This is a genomic window from Prauserella marina (assembly GCF_002240355.1).
GTDB classification, from domain to species: domain Bacteria; phylum Actinomycetota; class Actinomycetes; order Mycobacteriales; family Pseudonocardiaceae; genus Prauserella_A; species Prauserella_A marina.
Genome location: NZ_CP016353.1, coordinates 585773 through 605437, shown reverse-complemented (window position 1 = coordinate 605437; position 19665 = coordinate 585773). Strand labels below are relative to the sequence as shown.

Genomic DNA, 19665 nt, shown 5'->3' with positions numbered 1-19665 from the left:
CTTTTGGCGTTTGTTCTAGTAGAGTTAGAACTATGCTGGTACGCATCGACCCCGCCTCGACGGCCCCGCTCTTCGAGCAGGTCGCCTCGTCCGTCAGGCGAGCGCTGTCCGAAGGCGAGGTCGGCAAGGGAGAACATCTCCCGCCAGCAAGGGAATTGGCGGCTTCGTTGGAGATCAACGTGCACACGGTCCTGCGCGCGTACGCCGTCCTGCGGGACGAAGGGCTGATCGAACTGCGGCGCAGGCGCGGCGCGGTGGTCACCGGCAACGCCAACACCATGGCGCGGACAACCCACCTCGTCGGCGAACTCGTCGAGGAAGCTCGCAAGGCCGGGCTGTCGAGAGAAGAACTCATCACGATCGTCAGAGAGAGATTCGCATGAGAAAGACCGCTGTTCGAGCGCTTTCGGCCACGCTGGGGATCCCTGCGCTCGCCGCCTGCGCCGCCGTCGTCGTGCGAGGTGCGCTGGCAGGCCGCTTCCCCGATCCGCTCGCCGTCCACTGGGGACCCGGCGGCGACGCCGACCGGTCGGCGTCGCTGACCGGATTGACCGTCGGCTCCCTCGTCGCGGCGGCGGTGCTGGCGATCATCGGCTCCGGCCTCGCGCTGTTGGCCGTCACCAAGGACCGTGGCCTTTCGCGAGGCGTCGTCACCTTCGAGGCATGGTTCGCGGCACTACCCTCGCTCCTGCTCGTCGCCACCTTGATCGTGAACCTGGACGCACCCGCGTGGAACCACGTCGCAGGTGGCTGGCTGGTGCTGGTGCTGCTGCTCGGACTCAGTGCGCTCACCGCCGGACTCGCCGCGCTCGTCGCGGGGCCGGGCGTGCGCCCCACAGCGCAGACCCCGCCATCGCCTGAGGGGCCTTCGGTCGGCCTTGAGCCAGGCCAGCGAGCCTCCTGGCTCGGTGGCACGACGAGCTTCGTCGCCGCCGCGACCATCGTTCCCGTCGTGCTGTTGCTGTTCGGGATCGAGACGGTGAGCGGTACGCCGGTGCCGATCGTCGCCTACCTCATCGTGCTCGGTACCGGGCTCGTGCTCGGTCTTGTGATGTCCAGACTCGGCGTTGTCGTCAACGAGAACGGCGTGACCATCCGCTTCGGCATTCTCGGATTCCCTCGCCGCCACGTGCCGTTGAGCGACATCGCGAGCGCCGACACCGGGTCTCTCGGTTTCTGGAGCCTCGGCGGCTTCGGGATCAGGGCCAATCCGGCGACCGGCACCATGGCCTACAAGCTCCGCGGCGGGCCCGCCCTGAAACTGACCCTGCGCGGCGGACAGGTCGTCTGGGCAACCGTCGACCGGCCGGAGCAGGCGGCGGGGCTCATCAACGACCTGCTGCGCCGCGAGTCGCCGCAACCAAGCCAATGAGATACAAACACGGGTAATGCGTCGTCGACACGGGCTGGTCCTCATCGGTGTGCTCATCACCGTGACGGCCTGCGGAACTCAGGAAACCGAGCGGCAAACCGGTCAGCAGGCCCCGGAAGCCGCCGCGCCCACCTCCCCCGGTACCTCGGCGGTGCGCTATGTCGCGCTCGGCGACTCGTACACGTCGGCGCCGGGCGCGGGCAAGGCGGTGGGTTCACCGGCGGGCTGCGGGCGAACCGAGGTCAACTATCCGCGGCTGGTCGCGGAGTCGTTGCGGGCCACCGAGTTCACGGACGCGAGTTGTGGTGGCGCGACGACGGCTGACCTCACCAGGCCGCAACGGACGCCGGAGGGAACCAATCCCGCGCAGATCGACGCGGTGACACCGGAAACGACGCTGGTGACCATCGGCATAGCGGGCAACGACGTTGGCCTCGTCGCCGCGGCGGCCACGTGCACGACGACCGATCCGAACGCGACTCCATGCCGCGATCAGCTCGGCGACCGAGGAACGACGCGGTTCGACGCCGCCATCGCCGACGCGGCGGACAGAGTCGGTTCAGTGCTCGGCAAGGTCGCCGAGAAGGCCCCGAAAGCGAGGGTGGTACTTGTCGGCTACCCGGCCGTCGTGCCCGACGACGGCAACGCCTGCTGGCCTGAGCTTCCCTACAGCCCTTCCGACGTGGAGTTTCTCAGGCAGGGCCTCGATCAGCTCAACGGTCAGCTCTCCGACAAGGCTCGCGAGCACGGCGCCGAGTTCGCGGAGACGACCTCGTTCACCGAAGGCCACGGCATGTGCGCGCCCGCCGAGCAACGGTGGATCGAAGGTCCACGATCAAGCACGGAAACCGCCCCGCTGCACCCCAACGCGCGTGGCGAGAAGGCAATGGCCGAGGCGGTACTGCACGTGATCGGCCAGGTCTAAAGCCGCACCACGGCTTGCGCCTTGCCGAGAACGGTTTTTCCCTCGAACTTCGCGGTGATGTCCACCCTTGCCGTGCCGTCGTCGCGGACCTCGCCGATCTTGCCGGTGAACTCGACGAGCGCGCCGTCCTCGTCGTCGGGCACTACGACGGGCCGGGTGAACCGGGCTCCGTAATGGACGATGCGTGCCGGATCGCCGAGCCAGTCACCGACCATCCTGCTGCCAAGGGCCATGGTGAGCATGCCGTGTGCGATGACGTCGGGAAGGCCGACCCCCTTGGCGAAGCGCTCGTTCCAATGGATCGGGTTGAAGTCGAGAGACGCCCCCGCGTAGCGCACAAGCTGAGCCCTCGTCACGCGCACGGAGAGGGGTGGAAGCTGATCTCCCACTGTGGCCTGCATGTCACTCTCCCCTGACGACGAGCTGGGCATTGGTGGTGCAGACCTGTTCGCCTTCGACGGTGCTGACATCGGCCCTGACGTTCAGGAAGTCGTTGCCCGCCCTTGTGAAGATGTCGTCGATGCGGGTCGTCAGCAGCAGCCGGTCACCGGCATGAATGGGGCGGTGATGGGTGAACCGCTGATCGCCATGCACCATGCGCGAGTAGTCGAGTCCCAGCTCGGGGTCGGCGACGATCGCGTTGATGGCAGCGAGGTTGATGATCGTCAGGAATGTCGGCGGAGCGACGACGTCCGGGTAGCCCGCCGCCTTCGCCGCTTCGACGTCGCGATACAGGGGGCTCGCGTCGCCGATCGCGTCGGCGAACTCCGCGATCTTCTCCCTGCTGACCTCGTAGCTGCTGGTCGGCGGATAAGACCTGCCGATGAATGTGGGATCGAGTGGCACCACAGCAGATTACCTGCCGGGGCGGGGACCGGATGTGTCCCTCGGGTGCGCCGAGAGACACATCCGGCAGGGTCGCCGGTCAGTTCAGCGAGACGCCGTAGGCGTCGAGTGCTTCGACGACGGGCTGGAAATAGGAGCTGCCGCCACCCATGCCCGAGGTGATGCCGAGTCCGACGCTGCCCGCGAACAGACAGCCGCCCGAGTCGCCCGAGTTCACGGCCGCGCTCGTCTGCACGAGTTCGTGCACCGCGCCCTCCGCGTAGTTGACGGTGACGCCGACCGCTTGCACGACACCACAGGTGAGCTGCGTCGTGCTGCCGCTCTTGCAGATCTGCTGCCCTACGGTCGCGTCGGCCGCCGAGCTGATGGGCTGTGTCGAGCCGTCCCACAACGTCACCTCGCCAGGCGCGCTGCCGGTGTCATTGCGGATGAGGCCGTAGTCGTCGCCGGGGAAGCTCGCACCCTCGGACGGGCCGACGTTCCATTCGGCGACCGCGGCTGTGCAGTGTCCCGCGTCGACGATGTAGTCCTGCCCGTCCCTGTTGGTGTTGAAGCCCGCCGAGCAGCGTGATCCGCCGCCGGTGATGGCTTCGCCGTTGTAGATGGCCTTGTGCATGCCACCGGTGACGTTGTCGACGCGCACCGCATCACCCAGTCGTGCCGCCGTCGCGGTGAGCCTCGCCGCGACGGCGTCGTCGGCCTCGTCGGCGATCGTGAGGACGACCTGGTTGGCGACGGGATCGAGTCCGATGGAGGTGTGGGTCGCACCCTGTACGGCCGCGAGTTGCGCGCGGGCCGCTTCGAGTTGGTCAGCCGACCGGGAAACGAGTTTCGCGGTGGCGCCCGCGTCGGCCACCTTGTCCGCGGCGGCTTCGGTGACCACGTTGACGACGGGAAGGCCGTCGGCGTCGAGGTAGCTGCCCGCTTGTTCGGCGCCGAGCGCATCGGCCAGCTTCGTGGCCTTCGCCGCGCTTGCTTCCTGGACGCGGAGGATCTCGCTCGCGGCGGCATCGGTGATGCCCCGCTCCGCCGTCAGCGCCTCGACGGCGGCGCCGGCGACGTCGGCAGAGTAGCCCTCGATACTCCGTGCCGACGCCGTACTCGGTACTAGAAGGCCCAGCGCGAGCGCGCCGGCTGCCATGGTGATCGCGGTTCTGGACGTCCTGTTCATACCGGTTCTCACTTTCGCAGGGGATTCACTCGATAGAGTGAGCGCGCTGCTCAGACACCGGTAGCGCCGATAGTTGGGTTCTCCCCAACAGGGCTTGGATCGGGTTTATGGGCCGAGGATCGGCGGGGACGCGGGCGGCAGTGTGTGCCGGGTGGCCGCGTGAGCAGAACGCGGGCGACCCGGCGGGGCCTCGCGACGCGAGCCAGGAGACCGGACAGGGGCAGGTAGGTCGGGACCGGGATCGCGAATGCGGCACTCATCGACCCGAACGCGGATCTCGCTGTCCCGGGTGCGGATCTCGGCGTACTGAACGCAGAACTCGGCGTACCGGGCGGGGGACTCGCGCGGGCCGCACACACAACTAGGCCGCCCTCAAACTTGGGGGCGGCCTAGTGAAAAAGGGGAAGACTCAGCGGGTCTCTTTGTGCACCCGGTGCGTCCCGCAGTTCGGGCAGAACTTCTTCATCTCAAGACGATCCGGGTCGTTGCGCCGGTTCTTCTTGGTGATGTAGTTGCGGTGCTTGCACTCCTCGCACGCCAGCGTGATCTTCGGTCGCACGTCGGTGGCAGCCACTTCGGCTCCTTCTTACTTCTCGGTCCCACCTATCCGGGGGGTCCGGGCGGGATCTTGGGGGTTACGCCCCCCAATGTAATGACGGAACGAGATGGTTTGCGCTCTCCGAAAACTTCACAGACTTCGCAGACACAACCCGCTCACTCGCGTAGCGGTGGCCGGACTTGAACCGGCGACACAGCGATTATGAGCCGCTTGCTCTACCGACTGAGCTACACCGCCTCACGCAAGTCAAGACCGCGACACACGAACCTCGAATCGCGGCCTGGACCTCCGAGCCCCTTTACGGAATCGAACCGTAGACCTTCTCCTTACCATGGAGACGCTCTGCCGACTGAGCTAAAGGGGCGTGCTCAACGAGCCTCGAAAAGAGTACCTGAGCGGCCGAACCGTCCGGAAACCGGGGGCGGCAAACCATGAAGTCTCAGGTCAACAGGGTCAGGACCGTCTCGGCGTGGTGGCCGCGCGAACGCGCGGTGCGCGCCAGCAGCCACGCTTCAAGCCGCTCCTCCGACAACGGGCGCGAGATGAGGTAGCCCTGCGCCACGTCGCACCCCATGGCCTCAAGTTGATCGCGGGCCACGTCCTCCTCGACGCCCTCGGCGACCACCGTGAGGCCGAGCGAGTGTCCGAGTTCGACGATGGACCGCACGACGGCGAGATCGCTGAGATCGGTGCCCATTCCGAGCACGAAGCTCTTGTCGATCTTGACCTGGTCGACGGGGAGCTGCCTCAGGTAGGCGAGCGACGAGTACCCGGTGCCGAAGTCGTCGACGGCGAGCACGATGCCGAGGCCGTGTAGTTCGCGCAGGATGGGCAGCGCCCTCGCGGGATCAGCCATGACGCCCGACTCGGTGAGTTCGAAGGTCAGCAGTTCCGCGGGGACGCCGAACCTGGCCAGCGCATCCGCGACCTTGGCAGGGAAGTCCTCGTCGGCGAGGTTGCGGACGGAGAGATTGACGGCAACCGATATCCGCAGTCCCTCGTCGAGCCAGCGCCGCACGCGGTCGAGCGCCATCTCCAGCACGAACGAGGTGAGCACGCCGACGAGCCCCGCGGCTTCGACTGCCGGGACGAACTCGTCGGGGTCGACCCTGCCGAATTCGGGATGCTGCCAGCGGACCAGGGCTTCGACGCCGACGACCTGCTTGCCCGGCAGCGACACCTTGGGCTGGTAGTGAACGCTGACCTGCCCGTCTTCCAGCGCCTGCCGGAACTGGGTGACCATCTGGAACCGGCGAAGGAAGATCTGCCCCATGCTCGGCACGTAGCCGCGGACTTCCTCGCCTCCCCTTGTGGCGCGTACCGCGACGTCGGCCCGTTGCAGCAGGCTGTCGACGTCGATGGCCTGTCCGGCCTGGCCGTCGTCGGCCGTCGCCGCCGCGTAGCCCACCATGGCGTTGGCCTCGACCGTCAGCCGGTCGACGGGATAAGGGGCGGAGAGCAGGTCACGGAGCCGTTCGGCGGCGGCGTGCGCCTGCTCGGGAGTGCGGTCGACGATGAGCGCGGCGAAGGAGGCTCCTTCGAGCCTCGCCAGCGGCACGTCCTTGCCGAGCGCGTCCCTGATGCGCCTTCCCGCCGCCATGACCATGCGGTCGGCCCACGCGTAGCCGAGCGCGTCACTGACGGTGGAGAAGACGTCGAGGTCGACGCGAAGGACGACGCAGTGCGGGCGTTCGCGCAGTGGGTCGCGCGCGACCTGCCGGAAGCCTGGCCGGTTGAGCAGGCCGGTGAGCGGGTCGTGGTAGGCGTCGTGCCTGAGCGTCGCGAGCAGCCTGCGGTTGTCGAGCGCGGTCGCGAGGTGGCTTGCCATGGTGCCGAGGAGCTGCACGTCGTATTTGCCGAAGCCGCGCCAGCGGGAGAGCCGGTCGTGTGCCTCGACGACGCCGAGCAGCTGGTTGGCGCTGCGCAGCGGTACGACGAGCGCTTCCTGCGATCCTCTGTCCTGAAGGGCGGCCCTGACCTCGGGGTTGGCCTCGGTGATGCGGAAGTGCCTGACGTGCGCGCCTGGCAGGCGCAGCAGCGGGTCGTCCGGCCGGACGAGACCGGCAGGCAGGTCTTCTCCCCCGACGACCGCACGCATGGGTTCGTCCGGTTCCAGCCTGAGGCGAAGTACGACCCTGCGCGCCGCGAGCTGGTCCTTGATGCGTTCGGCGATGGTGACCCACTCGCCGAAGTCGATGTCCTCGCCGATCTCGTCGGCCCTGCTCGCCGGCCTCGCGGCGGCCTGCTGGCCTGAGCGGGCGACCATGAGGCTGACGTCGGAGAGTGCCTCCATGTCGCGCTGCTCGCGAAGCAGGTCGGAGTAGGCCCAGTAGAGGGCGGCGAGTCCGAGGCTGACGGCGAGCACGATCGGCCAGGCCTCGGGCGTCTTGGAGATCACCAGGTAGCCGGTGAGACCGACGGAGGCGTTGACGAAGCCGACGACGAGGATGCGGCCGGCGAGCCGCAGTACCGTGCCGACGCGCATCCTGCGCCGCAGTACGCGGACGGCGGCCATGGCAAGCAGCGTGCTCGCCAGCGGCGCGGTGAGAGTGCCGGCGAGCGCGGCGACCCACGGCATGTGCTCGGTTCCGCCGATGGCGTTCTTGACGAGGCCCGCGACGGCGAACGCGCTCGTGACCTCGATGAGGAAGGCGCCCGCGTTGTAGAGGACCCTGCCGGTGACCTTGCGGGCGAGCAGTGTGGTGACGCCCGCGACGACGTGCGCGGCGAGTACGACTTCGAACGGCGCGACGAAGAACCCGATGACGAGCGGGATCTCGGTGAACGAGATGGTCCACGAGATGCCGCTGCGGACGTCGACGTTGACGCCGAGTTGTTCGGCTCCGAGGAAGGAGAGGGCGAGCAGCGGTCCGATCCACCAGAGGTGAACGGAGCCCTCGAAGGGCAGCCACATGGAGACGACGGCCGCGGCGAGGAGGCCGACGGCGAGCACGATCGCGGTATAGATCCGGAATCGGCGTTCGTCGGCTGGCGCGGTGCCGGTGCCCTGCCCTCCGTTGCTCGCGGTGGGTGATTCGGTTGCAGCCGTACCGGTACCGGCGGAACCGGCCTGTGAGTCCGGCATGCAACCTCCTTCCGTCACGCGCGCCCGCTACAAAGATGCTTGTCCGCGAACGAGGGCATTACTGTACCCCGGAGGGCGTATCAAGGCCCCGTTTCGAAGCGCATCAGATCAGCCGAGGGTTAACGCCGCGCCAACGCGGTGATATCCGAGCGTCGCCGCGGGTGACTTCGCCACTGTTTCTGTCGCGCCCAGTAGTCGCATCCTGAGTGAGTTACCTCATACCACGTCAGCTTGGATGACGCCATGGACATAGTGGACATCACTCACGAACACGAGAAGCGGCTGTGCGCGGCGGACGCGCTGTTGCCGAGGACGTTCACCAGTGGTGCGGCGGCCGCTGATCGCACCTTGACCACGCGGGACGGCGTTGGGTTCGCGGTGCGGTCCGAAGTGCGCGCCGGCTCGGGAGCCGCGTTGTGGCGGGCGCTCGTCGAGGAACGGCTCGACGTGAGGGTGGCGGGCGATGATCCCGGCTCGGCGATGGACGCGTTGCTGACCGAGTGGGACGCCGTGCTCGGCAACGGCGGCGCGGGTGAGCCGGAAAACGAAGCCGAGCGGGTCGCGGTCGTGCCGATGGCGAGCAGGGATCCGGTGGGAGCGACTACGTTGCTGCGTCATCGCTTCGCGCCGATGAGGGTGCTCGCGGTGCGCCCCGCCGATCGGCTCGGAAGTGGTCCGGCCGAGGTGCCTGGTGTGCGGATCCGGCAGGCTGAGCCGGAGGATCTGGCGACGCTGGTGAGGTTGGGGTCGCAGTTGCGGCGGTTCGACGCGGGGTTCGGCCTTGTGCCGTTGAGGGATGGCGAGCGGGAGTTGATCGGCGCTGAGTTCGCCGAGTCGCTGGCCGCGACGGTTTCGCCAGAGCAGCAGGCGCAGCCTCCGGCGTTGTGGATCGCAGAGTTGTACGGCAAGCCGCTCGGGTATGTCCACGTGCAGTTGCCGCCTGCCACCGCGTGGATCGCGGGGCAAGTTGCCGCCGAACGGGTCGGCTATCTGGCTTCGCTGCACGTGGCGGAGGAGGCGAGGAGCGCGGGTGTGGGTTCGGCGCTCGCCGCGCATGCCCATCAGTTGTTCGACGAGGAGGGGGTCGAGGCGGTGCTGTTGCACCACGCGCTGGCGAACCCGAGGTCGACGCCGTTCTGGTATGCGCAGGGTTATCGTCCGCTGTGGACCTACTGGTACCGGCGGCCCGCTACGGCGGGGTGATCGCTGCGGGCGAACACGGTAGGGAAACAAACCCGGGCTCCAGAAAGTTGAGTGAGGTGTACTCAACGAGACGGGAGCTTCTGATGAGCCAACCACAGGTGTTGCCTGTACTCCCCGTCGACGACGACGTGGTGCTGCCGGGGATGATCGTTCCGCTGGACCTCGGCGACACCGAGAGCCGTGCCGTGATCGAGGCCGCGCAGGCACGAGTGCCGAACGGAATCTCACTGCCCGGTATCCGCTCGGCGCAGCCTTCCGCTGCCGCGAACACTTCGAAGGCCGAGGTGCTGCTCGTTCCGCGCGTCGAAGACGACCTGGCCGAACTGGGCACGGTCGCGACGGTCGAGCGCATCGGCAGGATGCCGGGCGGCGGTTCGGCCGCGGTACTGCGCGGGTCGCGAAGGGTGTTCCTCGGCGAGCGAGCCGACTCACCGGCGAAGGACGCCGACCAGGTTCAGTGGGTGCACGCCGAACCGGCGATCGAACCGCCGTCAGGCGAGCGGGAGCGGGAACTGGCCGCCGAGTTCAAGGCCGTCGTGGTCTCGCTGCTCCAGCAGCGTGGCGGATGGCAGATGCTGGACGCGGTGCAGCAACTCGACGATCCTTCCGCCATCGCCGACCTCGCCGGCAACGCGCCTTATCTGAGCGTCGAGCAGAAGCTGGAGTTGCTGCGCACCCTCGACGTGGGCGCGCGACTGGAGCAGGCGCTGGAGACGGGCCGCGCCTACCTCGCCGAACTTCGCGTGACCGACACGATCCGCAAGGACGTAGAGCAGGACATGGAGAAGCAGCAGAAGGAGTTTCTGCTGCGCCGCCAGCTCGACGCGATCCGCAAGGAACTCGGCGAGCTGGACGGGAGTGAGGACAAGGACGACTACCGGGCCAGGGTCGAGGCGGCCGACCTGCCCGAGCACGTGCGCAAGGCCGCGCTCGCCGAGGTCGACAAGCTGGAGCGGACCTCGGAGCAGTCGCCGGAGGGCGGCTGGATCAGGACCTGGCTCGACACGGTGCTCGACATCCCATGGACGAAGCGGACGACCGACGTCCACGACATCGCGGGGGCCAGGGCAGTGCTCGACGCCGATCACGCGGGGCTCGACGACGTGAAGGAACGCATCATCGAGTACCTGGCGGTGCGGCAACGCCGCGCGGCGTCCACTGTGGACACAGTGGGCGAAGCCGAGGTAGACCGTGCGGGCAGGAGGGCAGGCGCGGTGCTCGCGCTCGCGGGCCCTCCCGGCGTGGGCAAGACCTCGCTCGGCGAATCGGTCGCGAAGGCCATGGGTCGCGAGTTCGTACGAGTCGCGCTTGGCGGTATCAGGGACGAGGCCGAGATCCGCGGCCACCGGCGGACCTACGTCGGGGCGTTGCCCGGCCGGATCGTGCGCGCGATCAAGGAAGCCGGTTCGATGAACCCGGTCGTGCTGCTCGACGAGGTCGACAAGGTTGGCGCCGATTACCGGGGCGATCCGACGGCCGCGCTGCTGGAGGTACTCGACCCTGAGCAGAACCACACGTTCCGCGACCACTACCTGGAAGTCGAGCTCGATCTGTCCGACGTGGTGTTCCTCGCCACCGCCAACGCGCTGGAGACCATTCCCGGCCCGTTGCTCGACCGGATGGAGCTGGTGACGCTCGATGGCTACACCGAGCACGAGAAGGTGACGATCGGCCGCGACCACCTGCTGCCGCGTGAGCTGGAGCGGGCCGGTTTCGCCGAGGGCGACGTGACGGTCACCGATGCGGCGCTGAGCCGGATCGCGGCCGAGTACACGAGAGAGGCAGGAGTCCGCGACCTCAACCGCACGCTCGCGAAGGTGCTGCGCAAGGTGGCCACCGAGGTCGCGCTGGACAAGGTTGCGCTGCCGCTGGTGGTCGGCGACGCGGAGCTGGAGTCCTATCTGGGCAGACCTCGGCACGTTCCCGAGTCGTCGCTTCCGGTGAACGTGCAGCGCACGTCGATTCCGGGGGTCGCGACGGGGCTCGCCGTGACCGGCGCGGGCGGTGACGTGCTCTATGTGGAGGCGTCGCTCGCCGACAACGAGTCGGGTGGGTCGGGGCTGACCTTGACAGGGCAGCTCGGTGACGTGATGAAGGAGTCGGCGCGGATCGCGTTGTCCTACCTGCGTTCGCGGGGCGCCGAGCTGGAGTTGCCGGTCGGCGACCTCAGAAATCGTGGCGTGCACGTACACGTCCCGGCTGGTGCGGTGCCGAAGGACGGCCCTTCGGCCGGGGTGACCATGACGACGGCTCTTGCCTCGTTGTTGACGGGGCGGCTGGTGAAGGCCGACGTCGCGATGACTGGCGAGGTGTCGTTGACGGGGCGGGTGCTGCCAATCGGCGGAGTGAAGCAGAAGCTGCTCGCCGCGCACAGGGCAGGCATGAGAACCGTGGTCATCCCGCAACGCAACGAGCCCGACCTCGACGACGTGCCCTCGGAGATCCTGTCGCAGCTCGACGTGCGGCCGGTGAGCAACGTCAGGCAGGTACTTGAGCTGGCGCTGGAGCCCGCGTCGGCTCCGATCGCCAGCGCGGCCTGACGACTCGACGGAGAACACCGCGCGCCTCACCCGCCGAGGGTGAGGCGCGCGGTGTCGTCAGGTGCGGGCCGCGGCGCGTTTGCGCAGCTTGGTGATGACGAAGAGAGCGACCGCGATCACACCGAGGACGATGACAACGGTCTGGAAGATTCCCGCGTACTCCTCGACGACGTGCCAGTTGGCTCCGAGCAAGTAGCCGGAGACGACGAAGATGCTGTTCCAGATGAGGCTACCGAGCGTGGTGAGGCCGAGGAACTTCCAGAAGGCCATGCCTTCGATGCCTGCCGGCAGTGAGATGAAACTGCGTACGAGCGGCACCATGCGACCGAAGAAGACGGCCTTGGTTCCGTGCTTGGCGAACCACGCCTCGGCACGGTCGAAGTCCTCACCTTGTACGAGCGGCACCTTGACCAGGATGGCCCTTGTCCGATCGCGGCCGAGCAGCCTCCCCACGTAGTACACGATGATGGCGCCGAGTACGGAGCCCAGCGTTGTCCACATCAGGGCTTCGACGAGCGTGAACACGCCGTTGGCCGCGGAGAATCCGGCGAGTGGCAGCACCAGCTCGCTGGGGATCGGCGGGAACAGATTGTCGAGGCCGACGATGAGGGCGGCGCCGGGCCCACCGAGTGAATCCATCAGATCGACGGCCCAGCCGGCGATACCACCGAGCTCGTCGCTGGTGTCGGCGGCCAATACAGCGTGCATGAACGGTCCTTCTTCGTCGTGGGCCAAGCCCGGTTCGGTAGCTTTGGGTGATTTCGAAGCTACGGATTCTACGGTTCCACCGCCATGAAGTAAGCCACCCTCTTCGCTGTGGATAACCACCGCCAACACTGCGGAAAACCGCAGTACGCAAGGCGTCGCAGGCCGATAACCTTGCGAAATGACCGAGTCCGCCCAGCGTGCCCTGCGTACGACGACCGGGTTGGCGCTCGGGGCGATTTCCGCGTTCGCCGAACTGGTCTTCGTGGTGTTCGCCGTCCCCGCTCTGGTTTCGACGTCCCAGCGGCCGCGGGTGTTCCGGCTCGCGCACAGGCTATCCGAACTGGAGAGGGCCAGGCTTGCCCGCTACCTGGAGGGTGACGACTCCTCTGAGTACTCAGGACGCAGGGCCATGCAGTACCTGGCGCTTCGTTGGATTGTCGGCGGCCTGGGTGCCGGTGTCTTCCTGCTGATCGGAGCGGGTGTCACTGTCGGGGGAATCATGGTGTTCCAGCTCGTCACGGGGCAGCCGATCGGCGGCGCCGAAGGCGACGGCATCGATTGGTACGACCCGTTCACGGTAGTGCTGGCCGGGGTACTACTGGGTTTCCTCGCCGTGCAGGGGCTCATCGGAGTCGCGAAACTCGATCGCCGGCTCGCGGAACGGCTTCTCGGGCCAAGCGGAAGCGAACTGTTGCGACGCAGGGTGCTCCAACTGGCCGTCAGCAGGGCCAACGTCCTCGACGCCGTGCACGAGGAGCGACGGAGGATCGAGCGCGACCTCCACGACGGCGTGCAACAGCGGCTGGTGGCGCTCGGCATGGTGCTGGGGAGGGCGCTGCGCGCGCAGGACCCCGACCATGCGAACTCACTGTTACAACAAGCACACGAGGAGTCACAGCAGGCCCTGCTGGATCTGCGGGAGGTGACCTGGCGGGTCTATCCGATCGCGCTTGACGGCGGAGGGCTCGCCATGGCACTCGAATCGTTGGCCGAGCGATCGGGCGTTCCCGTATCCGTGGATTACACGCTCGCCGACCGGCTCAGGCCCGCGCTGGAGACCGTCGCCTACTTCGTGGCGTCCGAGGCGGTGACCAACGCGGTCAAGCACGCCGCGGCCAACCGCATCACGATCGCCGTCCACAGCACCCTTCCCGAAGCGGTCGTCGTGCGGGTCACCGACGACGGCACCGGAGGCGCGATCGCGTCAGGGGAAGGACTTTCCGGCCTGGCGCGCAGGGTCGGCGCCGTCGATGGCAAGTTCACGGTGGACAGTCCGGCCGGAGGGCCGACGGTCGTGACAGCGGTGTTGCCGTGCGCGTGATAGTCGCCGAGGATTCGACCCTGCTGCGGGAGGGGCTGATCCGGCTACTCGCCGAGGAAGGTCACGATGTGGCCGCCGCGGTCGCCGACGGCGGTGCGTTGCTGACCGCGACGGAGCGGCATCGGCCCGACGTCGTCGTCACCGACGTGCGGATGCCGCCTAGCCACACCGACGAGGGGTTGCGCGCGGCGGTGGAGATCCGGCGCCGCTGGCCCGACGTCGGAGTGCTGGTGCTGTCGCAGTACGTCGAGAAGCGCTATGCCGTCGAGTTGATCACCGATGACGCCGGCAAGGTCGGATATCTGCTCAAGGACAGGGTCGTGCGGGTCGGCGAGTTCCTCGACGCGCTGGAGCGCGTGGCCGCGGGAGGCGCGGCCTTCGATCCCGAGGTGGTGCGGAGGCTGTTGGCCCGCACCAGCCACGCCGATCCGCTGGCCCGGTTGACGACGCGCGAACGGGAAGTGCTGGAGCGGATGGCGCAGGGGCACAGCAACGCGGGCATCGCCGACCAGCTCTACATTTCCCAGAGCGCGGTGGAAAAACACGTCAACGCGATCTTCGACAAACTCGATCTGGGCAGGGAGGGAGGTTTCAGCCGCAGGGTGCTGGCCGTGTTGCGCTACCTCGGCAGCTGACGGTCACTCCTCCGTCAGCACGGGCCGCTTTTCCCTGACCAGCAAGTACATCACGGCCGAAGCCAGCATGATCCCGCCGGCGACCCAGGTGCCGACGGCCCAGCTTCCCGTCGCGTCCCGCAGCACACCGCTCACGACAGGGCTCGCGACGGCGCCGATTTCGGAAACGAGGTTGAGCAAGCCGAACGCGGAACCTCGTTGTTTGTCGGGGACGAGATCGCCGGTGATGCCTTGCGCGATGGGCTGGAGTGCGTTGAAGAACAATCCCGAACAGAACAGGATCAGTCCGAGCAGGAACAGCGAAGGTTCGCCGTCACCACTGATGGAAAGGGCGAAGGTGAACACCAGCAGTGAATAGATGGCACTGAAACTGACCAGCAGTGGTTTGCGCCCGTAGCCCTTGCGCAGTGCCCTGTCTGCGAGCCAGCCACCGGCGGGGAAACCGAGAATTCCGGCTCCCGCGTTGAACGCCGCGGTCAGCGCCGCCGCGAGCAGTGAGCTTTCGGTGGCTTCCCTGACGATTTCCACCGACCAGAAACTGAAGAACCAGAGGTTCCACAGAATGGCGATATAGGCGATGTAGATGATGACGATGTCGCGACTGAGCAACGTGGCTGCTTCCGGCGTGCTGCGGAGTCTTCCGACGATGATTCCGATCACGAGGACGGCGAGCACACCGGAGCCGACGGCGGTTCCCCACGTCGGCCAGCGCAGTTCGTCGGCGACGATGAACAAGGCGAGAACCGCTGCCAGCAAAGGGATCGATACCGCGAGCAGCCGGAGGAAGGGTGGTCCCAGCCGCAACTTTCCGCCGAGGTGACGGTGGAAGAAGTACCAGCACAGTCCCGCCACCACCAACGAAACTGCCGCGAAAACAAGGAAAGGTGCCCGCCACGATTCCCCGCCCATTCCCAGAGATTCGCCCCATTCGATGAGCAGCGGGGTGCAGACGATGCCGATCGTGAGTCCGATGGAAAGCCCGGAAATGACCACACCAAGTCCGAGGGTACGCCGTTTCGGCGGTGTGTGATTGAGGATCAGCGTTCGGTCGTTGGAGTAGAACACTCCTTCGCCGAGACCAGTCAGCACCCTGGCGCCCACGAATGCGATGAGCCCTACGACGATGCCGGAAACAGCGGTCATTACCGCGGCCCACAGCAAGGAGAGCACGATCATTTCCCTGTGCCCGAAGCGATCGCCGAGTCTGCCACCCGGATACTGGGTGAGCATGTATCCGGTGAAGAACAGGGAGCCGATGAGTCCGCCGAGTGCGCGCGGATCGCTCGCGTCGGCGATGAATCCGACGTCGTTGGCGAGCATCCAGCTCACGACGGGCCCGGTGAGCGTCCGATCGGCGTAGCTGACGACCCAGCCGAGCAGCAGCACGGTCCACAGCGCGCGATAACGGGTGCCGTTTCGTTGCCCAGGCTCAGGGAAGAACGGTGTCCCTCGCTCCGGTGTGGGCTCTGACCCAGTCATGCGGGAGCACCTTGGCAACGAAACCTCGGCAACGCTCGCCCGGCGTTCCGATGAACGGAATCCACAAATTCTTTCAGTGGATGAAAACAGACATGGCTTCGCCTCACGATGAAGCCTCACAGTCAGGACGTCTCCAGCACGCCGTTCGAGGAGCAACGTCAATGACGACCTTTGCCCGAAACCAGTGGTATGTGGCTGCCTACAGCAAGGACATCGGCCGCGAGTTGTTCGCGAGGACCGTGCTTGGCGAACCGCTTGTCTTCTACCGCACGGAAACCGGCGAGGTGGTCGCGCTCGCCGACCGGTGTGTGCACCGCAGGTTCCCGCTTTCCGAATCCCGGCTCGACGGCGACACGATCGTGTGCGGCTACCACGGCTTCACCTACGACAGAACGGGAACATGCGTTTTCGTGCCGGGGCAGAGCCGAATCCCGAGGACCGCGCGGGTGCCCGCGTACCCGGTTGTCGAGCAGGATTCGTTCGTGTGGGTCTGGATCGGCGACAACGACAAGGCCGACGCGGCGGCAATTCCCCGCGCGCCGTGGCTCGCCGATCCCGCCTACACGACGGTGTGCGGGATGGAGCCATTGCGGGCACGTTACGAGCTGCTCGTCGACAACCTGATGGACCTGTCCCACGAGACCTATCTCCACGGCGGCTACATCGGAACTCCCGAGGTGGCCAACACCCCGATCAGCACGGAGGTCGACGAGGACAAGGAAATCATCTACGTCAGCAGGCACATGGCCGACGCGGAATGCCCTTCCTTCTACGCCAAGTCGACGGGCATCGAGGGGCGTATCACGCGCTGGCAGGACATCGAGTACCACCCTCCGTGCCTTTACCTGCTGCACAGCAGGATCGCGCCGGTTGGCGTGCTGCCGAACGAAGACGGCAGTGATCCCGACGCCTTCCACGTGGAGGTCGTGTACGCGATCACCCCGGAAACCGAGCACAGCACCCACGATTTCTGGGCTGTGGCACGGGATTTCGCACTCGGCGACGATGAGGTTTCCGCGTTTCTCGCCGAGAGCAACAGAACCGTCGTACTACAGGACGTGACGGCGCTCGACGTGCTTGAACAGGTGATCGAGAGCGAACGCGACGGCTACCAGGAACTGAGTATCAACATCGACACCGGTGGTCTCGCCGCTCGCCGCTTCCTCAGGCGGATGATCGAAAGGGGAAGCCAAGCCGGTTCGAGGCCCGTTCCGGCGGTGCGCTCATGACCGGGCTTCCCGCGATGCTGCGCGGCGACATGGTGTACCGGATTCACTGGGTGCTCGGCACCGACCGGTTGCTCGGCGTGTGCCACTGCGGCGCGGAACACGAGTCCGAGGACCCCGTCGAACTATGGGACTGGTTGCTCGCGCACCCGGAAGGTCATGAACAGAGCACTGCTGCGGGGGCCGATCCTCCGGCGAGGGAGTTCGCGGGTGTCTGAGTTCGAACTGGTCCTCGCCCGCCGGGAACCGGTGGCCGAGGACGTGCTGCGGTTGACGCTGGTGACCGAGAGCGGGGATCCCGTTCCGGCATGGGAACCAGGAGCGCACATCGATCTTCTGCTCGCCGACGGTCTCGAACGGCAGTACTCGTTGTGTGGTGACCCCGCCGACCGGTCCGCGCTGATGGTCGCGGTGTTGCGCGAACCATCGGGCCGTGGTGGTTCGGCGTTCGTGCACGACCGGCTCACCGAAGGCACGAAGGTGCCGGCGAGGGGTCCGAGGAACAACTTCGCGCTCGCTCCGGCATCACGGTATCTGTTCATCGCGGGTGGTATCGGGATCACGCCGCTGTTGCCGATGGTTGCCGAAGCCGACGCGAGGGGCGCGGAATGGCGGCTGGTCTACGGAGGACGGCGGCGGGCTTCGATGGCGTTCGCCGACGACCTCGCGGCCAAGTACGGGGATCGGGTCGAGGTGTACCCGGAGGACGAGACGGGGTTGCTGCCGTTGCCCCGGCTGCTCGGCGCTCCCGTCGCGGAGACGGCGGTGTACTGCTGTGGCCCCGAGCCGCTGCTGGCGGCGGCTGAACTCGGCTGCGCGTCGTGGGAACCGGGCACCTTGCACATCGAGCGGTTCTCGCCGCGAACGGATCTCGGCACGGGGCCCGCGCGGTCGTTCGAGGTAGAGCTCGCCGTGTCGGGCAGGACGCTGACCGTTCCTGAGAGCAAGTCCATCCTTGAGGTGGTGGAGGCTGCGGGGATCCCGGTGTTGTCGTCGTGTCAGGAGGGGACGTGCGGAACGTGCGAGACCGAGGTGCTCGATGGGGTTCCGGAGCACAGGGATTCGCTGTTGACCGATGAGGAGCGGGCAGCCGGTGAGACCATGATGATCTGTGTGTCTCGATCGAGTGGGCCGCGGCTGGTGCTCGAACTGTAGCGGCGGCCGTTGTGAGCCGTGGCCGTGCGGTGGGCAGGAGTGAAGGTGGGCGCTGATGCCAGGTCGGTGACGGCCAAGGTGCTCGCCATGCTTGAGGCATTCACCCCCTCGGCACCCGCGCTTTCGCTGAGCGAACTGGCGCGGCGAGCGGGTATCTCGCTGCCGACGGCGCACCGCAGGGCCGCCGAATTGGTCGCGTGGGGGGCACTGGAACGGGGCGCCGACGGTCGTTACCGGATCGGGTTACGGCTGTGGGAGGTGGCTTCGCTCGCGCCGCGTGGACTGGGGTTACGGGACGTGGCGATGCCGTTTCTGGAGGATCTCTACGAGGTGACCCACGAAAACGTTCAGCTCGCCGTGCGTGAGGGGCTTGAGCTGGTGTTCGTGGAACGGATCGCGGGAAGGCACGCGGTGCCGGTGCTGACGAGGGTCGGGGGCCGGTTCGCGCTTCACGCGACGGGCGTTGGGCTCGTGTTGCTGGCCCATGCGCCGGTCGCGGTGCAGGAACAGGCGCTGGCGGCGCCGTTGCAGGCGTACACGGCGAAGACGGTGACCGAGCGGGACCGGTTGCGGGCAGTGCTGGCGGCGGTGCGCAAAAACGGGTACGCGGTGAGCGACGGTCAGGTGACGTTGGATGCCCTTTCAGTCGCGGCACCCATTCGAGGGGCAGGCGGCGAGGTGGTGGCCGCGGTGTCGCTCGTGGTGCGGGCCGACACGGCCGAACCGATCGCGCTGGCCCCCGTCGTGCAAGCCGCTGCGAGGGGCATCTCCCGAATGCTCACCCCCGCCGAACCGCATTTCGCGGGCTAAACGCGGTCCCTGCCCCGCCCCCGACCGCAGTTAGCGGGCTAAACGCGGTAGTTAGCGTACGCAAGTACCGCGTTTAGCCCGCGAAATGTCGTTGGGGGCTCGCGGGCGTACGGTGACCACAGGCAGGGAAAGGAGTTCTCCATGGCCGCACAGGACGGGCAGGAAAGGAACACGGGACCCGGCTCGAAAGCTCCACCCGACCCCGGCGCCCGCCGTACTCCCAACGCCCCCGGCGCTGTCGACGCCCCCGGCTCTGTCGGCAACCCCGGCTCTGTCGGCACTCCCCACAATTCCGACACCCCCAGCGCGCCCCACAATCCCGGCAACCCCGGCGATCCCGACAATCCCATCGCCCGCATCGACGAACTCATCACCGAAGAACACGAACTCCGTTCGCGGGCGACGGGAAAAGGGCTGACCGACGAGGACCGCACCCGGCTCCGCGACATCGAGCAGCGCCTCGACCAGTGCTGGGATCTGCTACGCCAGCGCAGGGCGCGCGCCGAATTCGGCGAGAACCCCGGCGATGCCACGGTACGTCCGGTCAGCGAGGTCGAGTCGTACCGGCAGTGACACAACCAGCCTTCAGCGGGATGCGACAGACGGGCGCCGGGGCTACCGTATTCCTGA

At 67.2% G+C, this 19665-nt stretch carries 19 protein-coding genes and 2 tRNA genes; 12 read left to right on the top strand and 9 right to left on the bottom strand.

Going from position 1 to position 19665, the window contains the following annotated elements:
* The first annotated feature begins 32 nt into the window (after window positions 1–32).
* The 3 genes from BAY61_RS02615 to BAY61_RS02605 are packed head-to-tail and all read left to right on the top strand — an operon-like array spanning window position 33 to window position 2297.
* A complete protein-coding gene (locus tag BAY61_RS02615) occupies window positions 33–383 on the top strand; it encodes a GntR family transcriptional regulator (RefSeq protein WP_091802048.1) in 351 nt (116 codons plus the stop codon).
* Window positions 380–1372 (top strand): hypothetical protein, encoded by a 993-nt coding sequence (locus BAY61_RS02610; protein WP_091802045.1) that lies wholly within the window; start codon window positions 380–382, stop codon window positions 1370–1372. Before BAY61_RS02615 ends, BAY61_RS02610 begins: the two co-directional genes overlap by 4 nt.
* Before the next feature lie 16 nt (window positions 1373–1388).
* The gene (locus BAY61_RS02605) at window positions 1389–2297 is read left to right on the top strand and encodes an SGNH/GDSL hydrolase family protein (RefSeq protein WP_091802041.1); all 909 of its coding nucleotides are present in this window, start codon (window positions 1389–1391) and stop codon (window positions 2295–2297) included.
* On the opposite strand, the gene BAY61_RS02600 is transcribed toward BAY61_RS02605, so the two are convergent.
* From BAY61_RS02600 to BAY61_RS02570, 7 genes are all read right to left on the bottom strand, one after another.
* Window positions 2294–2698, bottom strand: coding sequence for a MaoC family dehydratase (locus tag BAY61_RS02600; RefSeq protein WP_091802039.1), 405 nt, complete (start codon window positions 2696–2698; stop codon window positions 2294–2296). The two genes, BAY61_RS02605 and BAY61_RS02600, sit on opposite strands and share 4 nt — an antisense overlap.
* 1 nt (window position 2699) lies before the next feature.
* Window positions 2700–3143 (bottom strand): MaoC family dehydratase N-terminal domain-containing protein, encoded by a 444-nt coding sequence (locus BAY61_RS02595; RefSeq protein WP_091802566.1) that lies wholly within the window; start codon window positions 3141–3143, stop codon window positions 2700–2702.
* 79 nt (window positions 3144–3222) lie between these two features.
* Entirely contained in the window at window positions 3223–4314 is a 1092-nt protein-coding gene (locus BAY61_RS02590; RefSeq protein WP_091802036.1) for a S1 family peptidase, read from the bottom strand.
* A 409-nt stretch (window positions 4315–4723) separates the two neighbouring features.
* Window positions 4724–4888: a 50S ribosomal protein L33 gene (rpmG, locus tag BAY61_RS02585; RefSeq protein ID WP_091505072.1), complete on the bottom strand. Its 165-nt coding sequence runs from the start codon at window positions 4886–4888 to the stop codon at window positions 4724–4726.
* A gap of 149 nt (window positions 4889–5037) precedes the next feature.
* Window positions 5038–5110 (bottom strand) — tRNA-Met (locus BAY61_RS02580).
* A 54-nt stretch (window positions 5111–5164) separates the two neighbouring features.
* A tRNA-Thr gene (locus BAY61_RS02575) sits at window positions 5165–5237 on the bottom strand.
* Between the two features lie 75 nt (window positions 5238–5312).
* Window positions 5313–7958, bottom strand: a complete 2646-nt coding sequence (locus BAY61_RS02570) for a putative bifunctional diguanylate cyclase/phosphodiesterase (RefSeq protein ID WP_091802033.1) — start codon at window positions 7956–7958, stop codon at window positions 5313–5315.
* Between the two features lie 243 nt (window positions 7959–8201).
* Here BAY61_RS02570 and BAY61_RS02565 point away from each other — a divergent pair, with 243 nt between their 5' ends.
* Window positions 8202–9161: a GNAT family N-acetyltransferase gene (locus BAY61_RS02565; protein ID WP_091802030.1), complete on the top strand. Its 960-nt coding sequence runs from the start codon at window positions 8202–8204 to the stop codon at window positions 9159–9161.
* Between the two features lie 83 nt (window positions 9162–9244).
* On the top strand, window positions 9245–11701 hold the full coding sequence (lon, locus tag BAY61_RS02560) for an endopeptidase La (RefSeq protein WP_091802026.1): 2457 nt from the start codon (window positions 9245–9247) through the stop codon (window positions 11699–11701).
* 57 nt (window positions 11702–11758) lie between these two features.
* On the opposite strand, the gene BAY61_RS02555 is transcribed toward lon, so the two are convergent.
* The gene (locus BAY61_RS02555; protein WP_091802564.1) at window positions 11759–12409 is read right to left on the bottom strand and encodes a DedA family protein; all 651 of its coding nucleotides are present in this window, start codon (window positions 12407–12409) and stop codon (window positions 11759–11761) included.
* Between the two features lie 178 nt (window positions 12410–12587).
* Between BAY61_RS02555 and BAY61_RS02550 the strand changes: the two genes are divergently transcribed.
* The gene (locus BAY61_RS02550) at window positions 12588–13730 is read left to right on the top strand and encodes a sensor histidine kinase (RefSeq protein WP_091802023.1); all 1143 of its coding nucleotides are present in this window, start codon (window positions 12588–12590) and stop codon (window positions 13728–13730) included.
* Window positions 13721–14365: a response regulator gene (locus tag BAY61_RS02545; RefSeq protein WP_091802021.1), complete on the top strand. Its 645-nt coding sequence runs from the start codon at window positions 13721–13723 to the stop codon at window positions 14363–14365. The genes BAY61_RS02550 and BAY61_RS02545 overlap by 10 nt, the downstream gene beginning before the upstream one ends.
* A 3-nt stretch (window positions 14366–14368) precedes the next feature.
* Here BAY61_RS02545 and BAY61_RS02540 read toward each other — a convergent pair whose 3' ends face one another.
* Window positions 14369–15844 (bottom strand): MFS transporter, encoded by a 1476-nt coding sequence (locus BAY61_RS02540; protein ID WP_091802017.1) that lies wholly within the window; start codon window positions 15842–15844, stop codon window positions 14369–14371.
* Window positions 15845–16005: 161 nt separating this feature from the next.
* Here BAY61_RS02540 and BAY61_RS02535 point away from each other — a divergent pair, with 161 nt between their 5' ends.
* The 5 genes from BAY61_RS02535 to BAY61_RS33435 all read left to right on the top strand — a co-directional run bounded on the left by BAY61_RS02535 (window position 16006) and on the right by BAY61_RS33435 (window position 19608).
* Window positions 16006–17073 (top strand): aromatic ring-hydroxylating dioxygenase subunit alpha, encoded by a 1068-nt coding sequence (locus BAY61_RS02535; RefSeq protein WP_091802014.1) that lies wholly within the window; start codon window positions 16006–16008, stop codon window positions 17071–17073.
* Window positions 17070–17288: a hypothetical protein gene (locus BAY61_RS02530; RefSeq protein WP_091802011.1), complete on the top strand. Its 219-nt coding sequence runs from the start codon at window positions 17070–17072 to the stop codon at window positions 17286–17288. Before BAY61_RS02535 ends, BAY61_RS02530 begins: the two co-directional genes overlap by 4 nt.
* Entirely contained in the window at window positions 17281–18225 is a 945-nt protein-coding gene (locus BAY61_RS02525; protein WP_245865720.1) for a PDR/VanB family oxidoreductase, read from the top strand. The genes BAY61_RS02530 and BAY61_RS02525 overlap by 8 nt, the downstream gene beginning before the upstream one ends.
* Window positions 18226–18270: 45 nt before the next feature.
* The gene (locus BAY61_RS02520) at window positions 18271–19035 is read left to right on the top strand and encodes an IclR family transcriptional regulator (RefSeq protein WP_091802005.1); all 765 of its coding nucleotides are present in this window, start codon (window positions 18271–18273) and stop codon (window positions 19033–19035) included.
* A 348-nt stretch (window positions 19036–19383) separates the two neighbouring features.
* A complete protein-coding gene (locus BAY61_RS33435; protein WP_245866327.1) occupies window positions 19384–19608 on the top strand; it encodes a DUF2630 family protein in 225 nt (74 codons plus the stop codon).
* The last annotated feature ends 57 nt before the right edge of the window (window positions 19609–19665 follow it).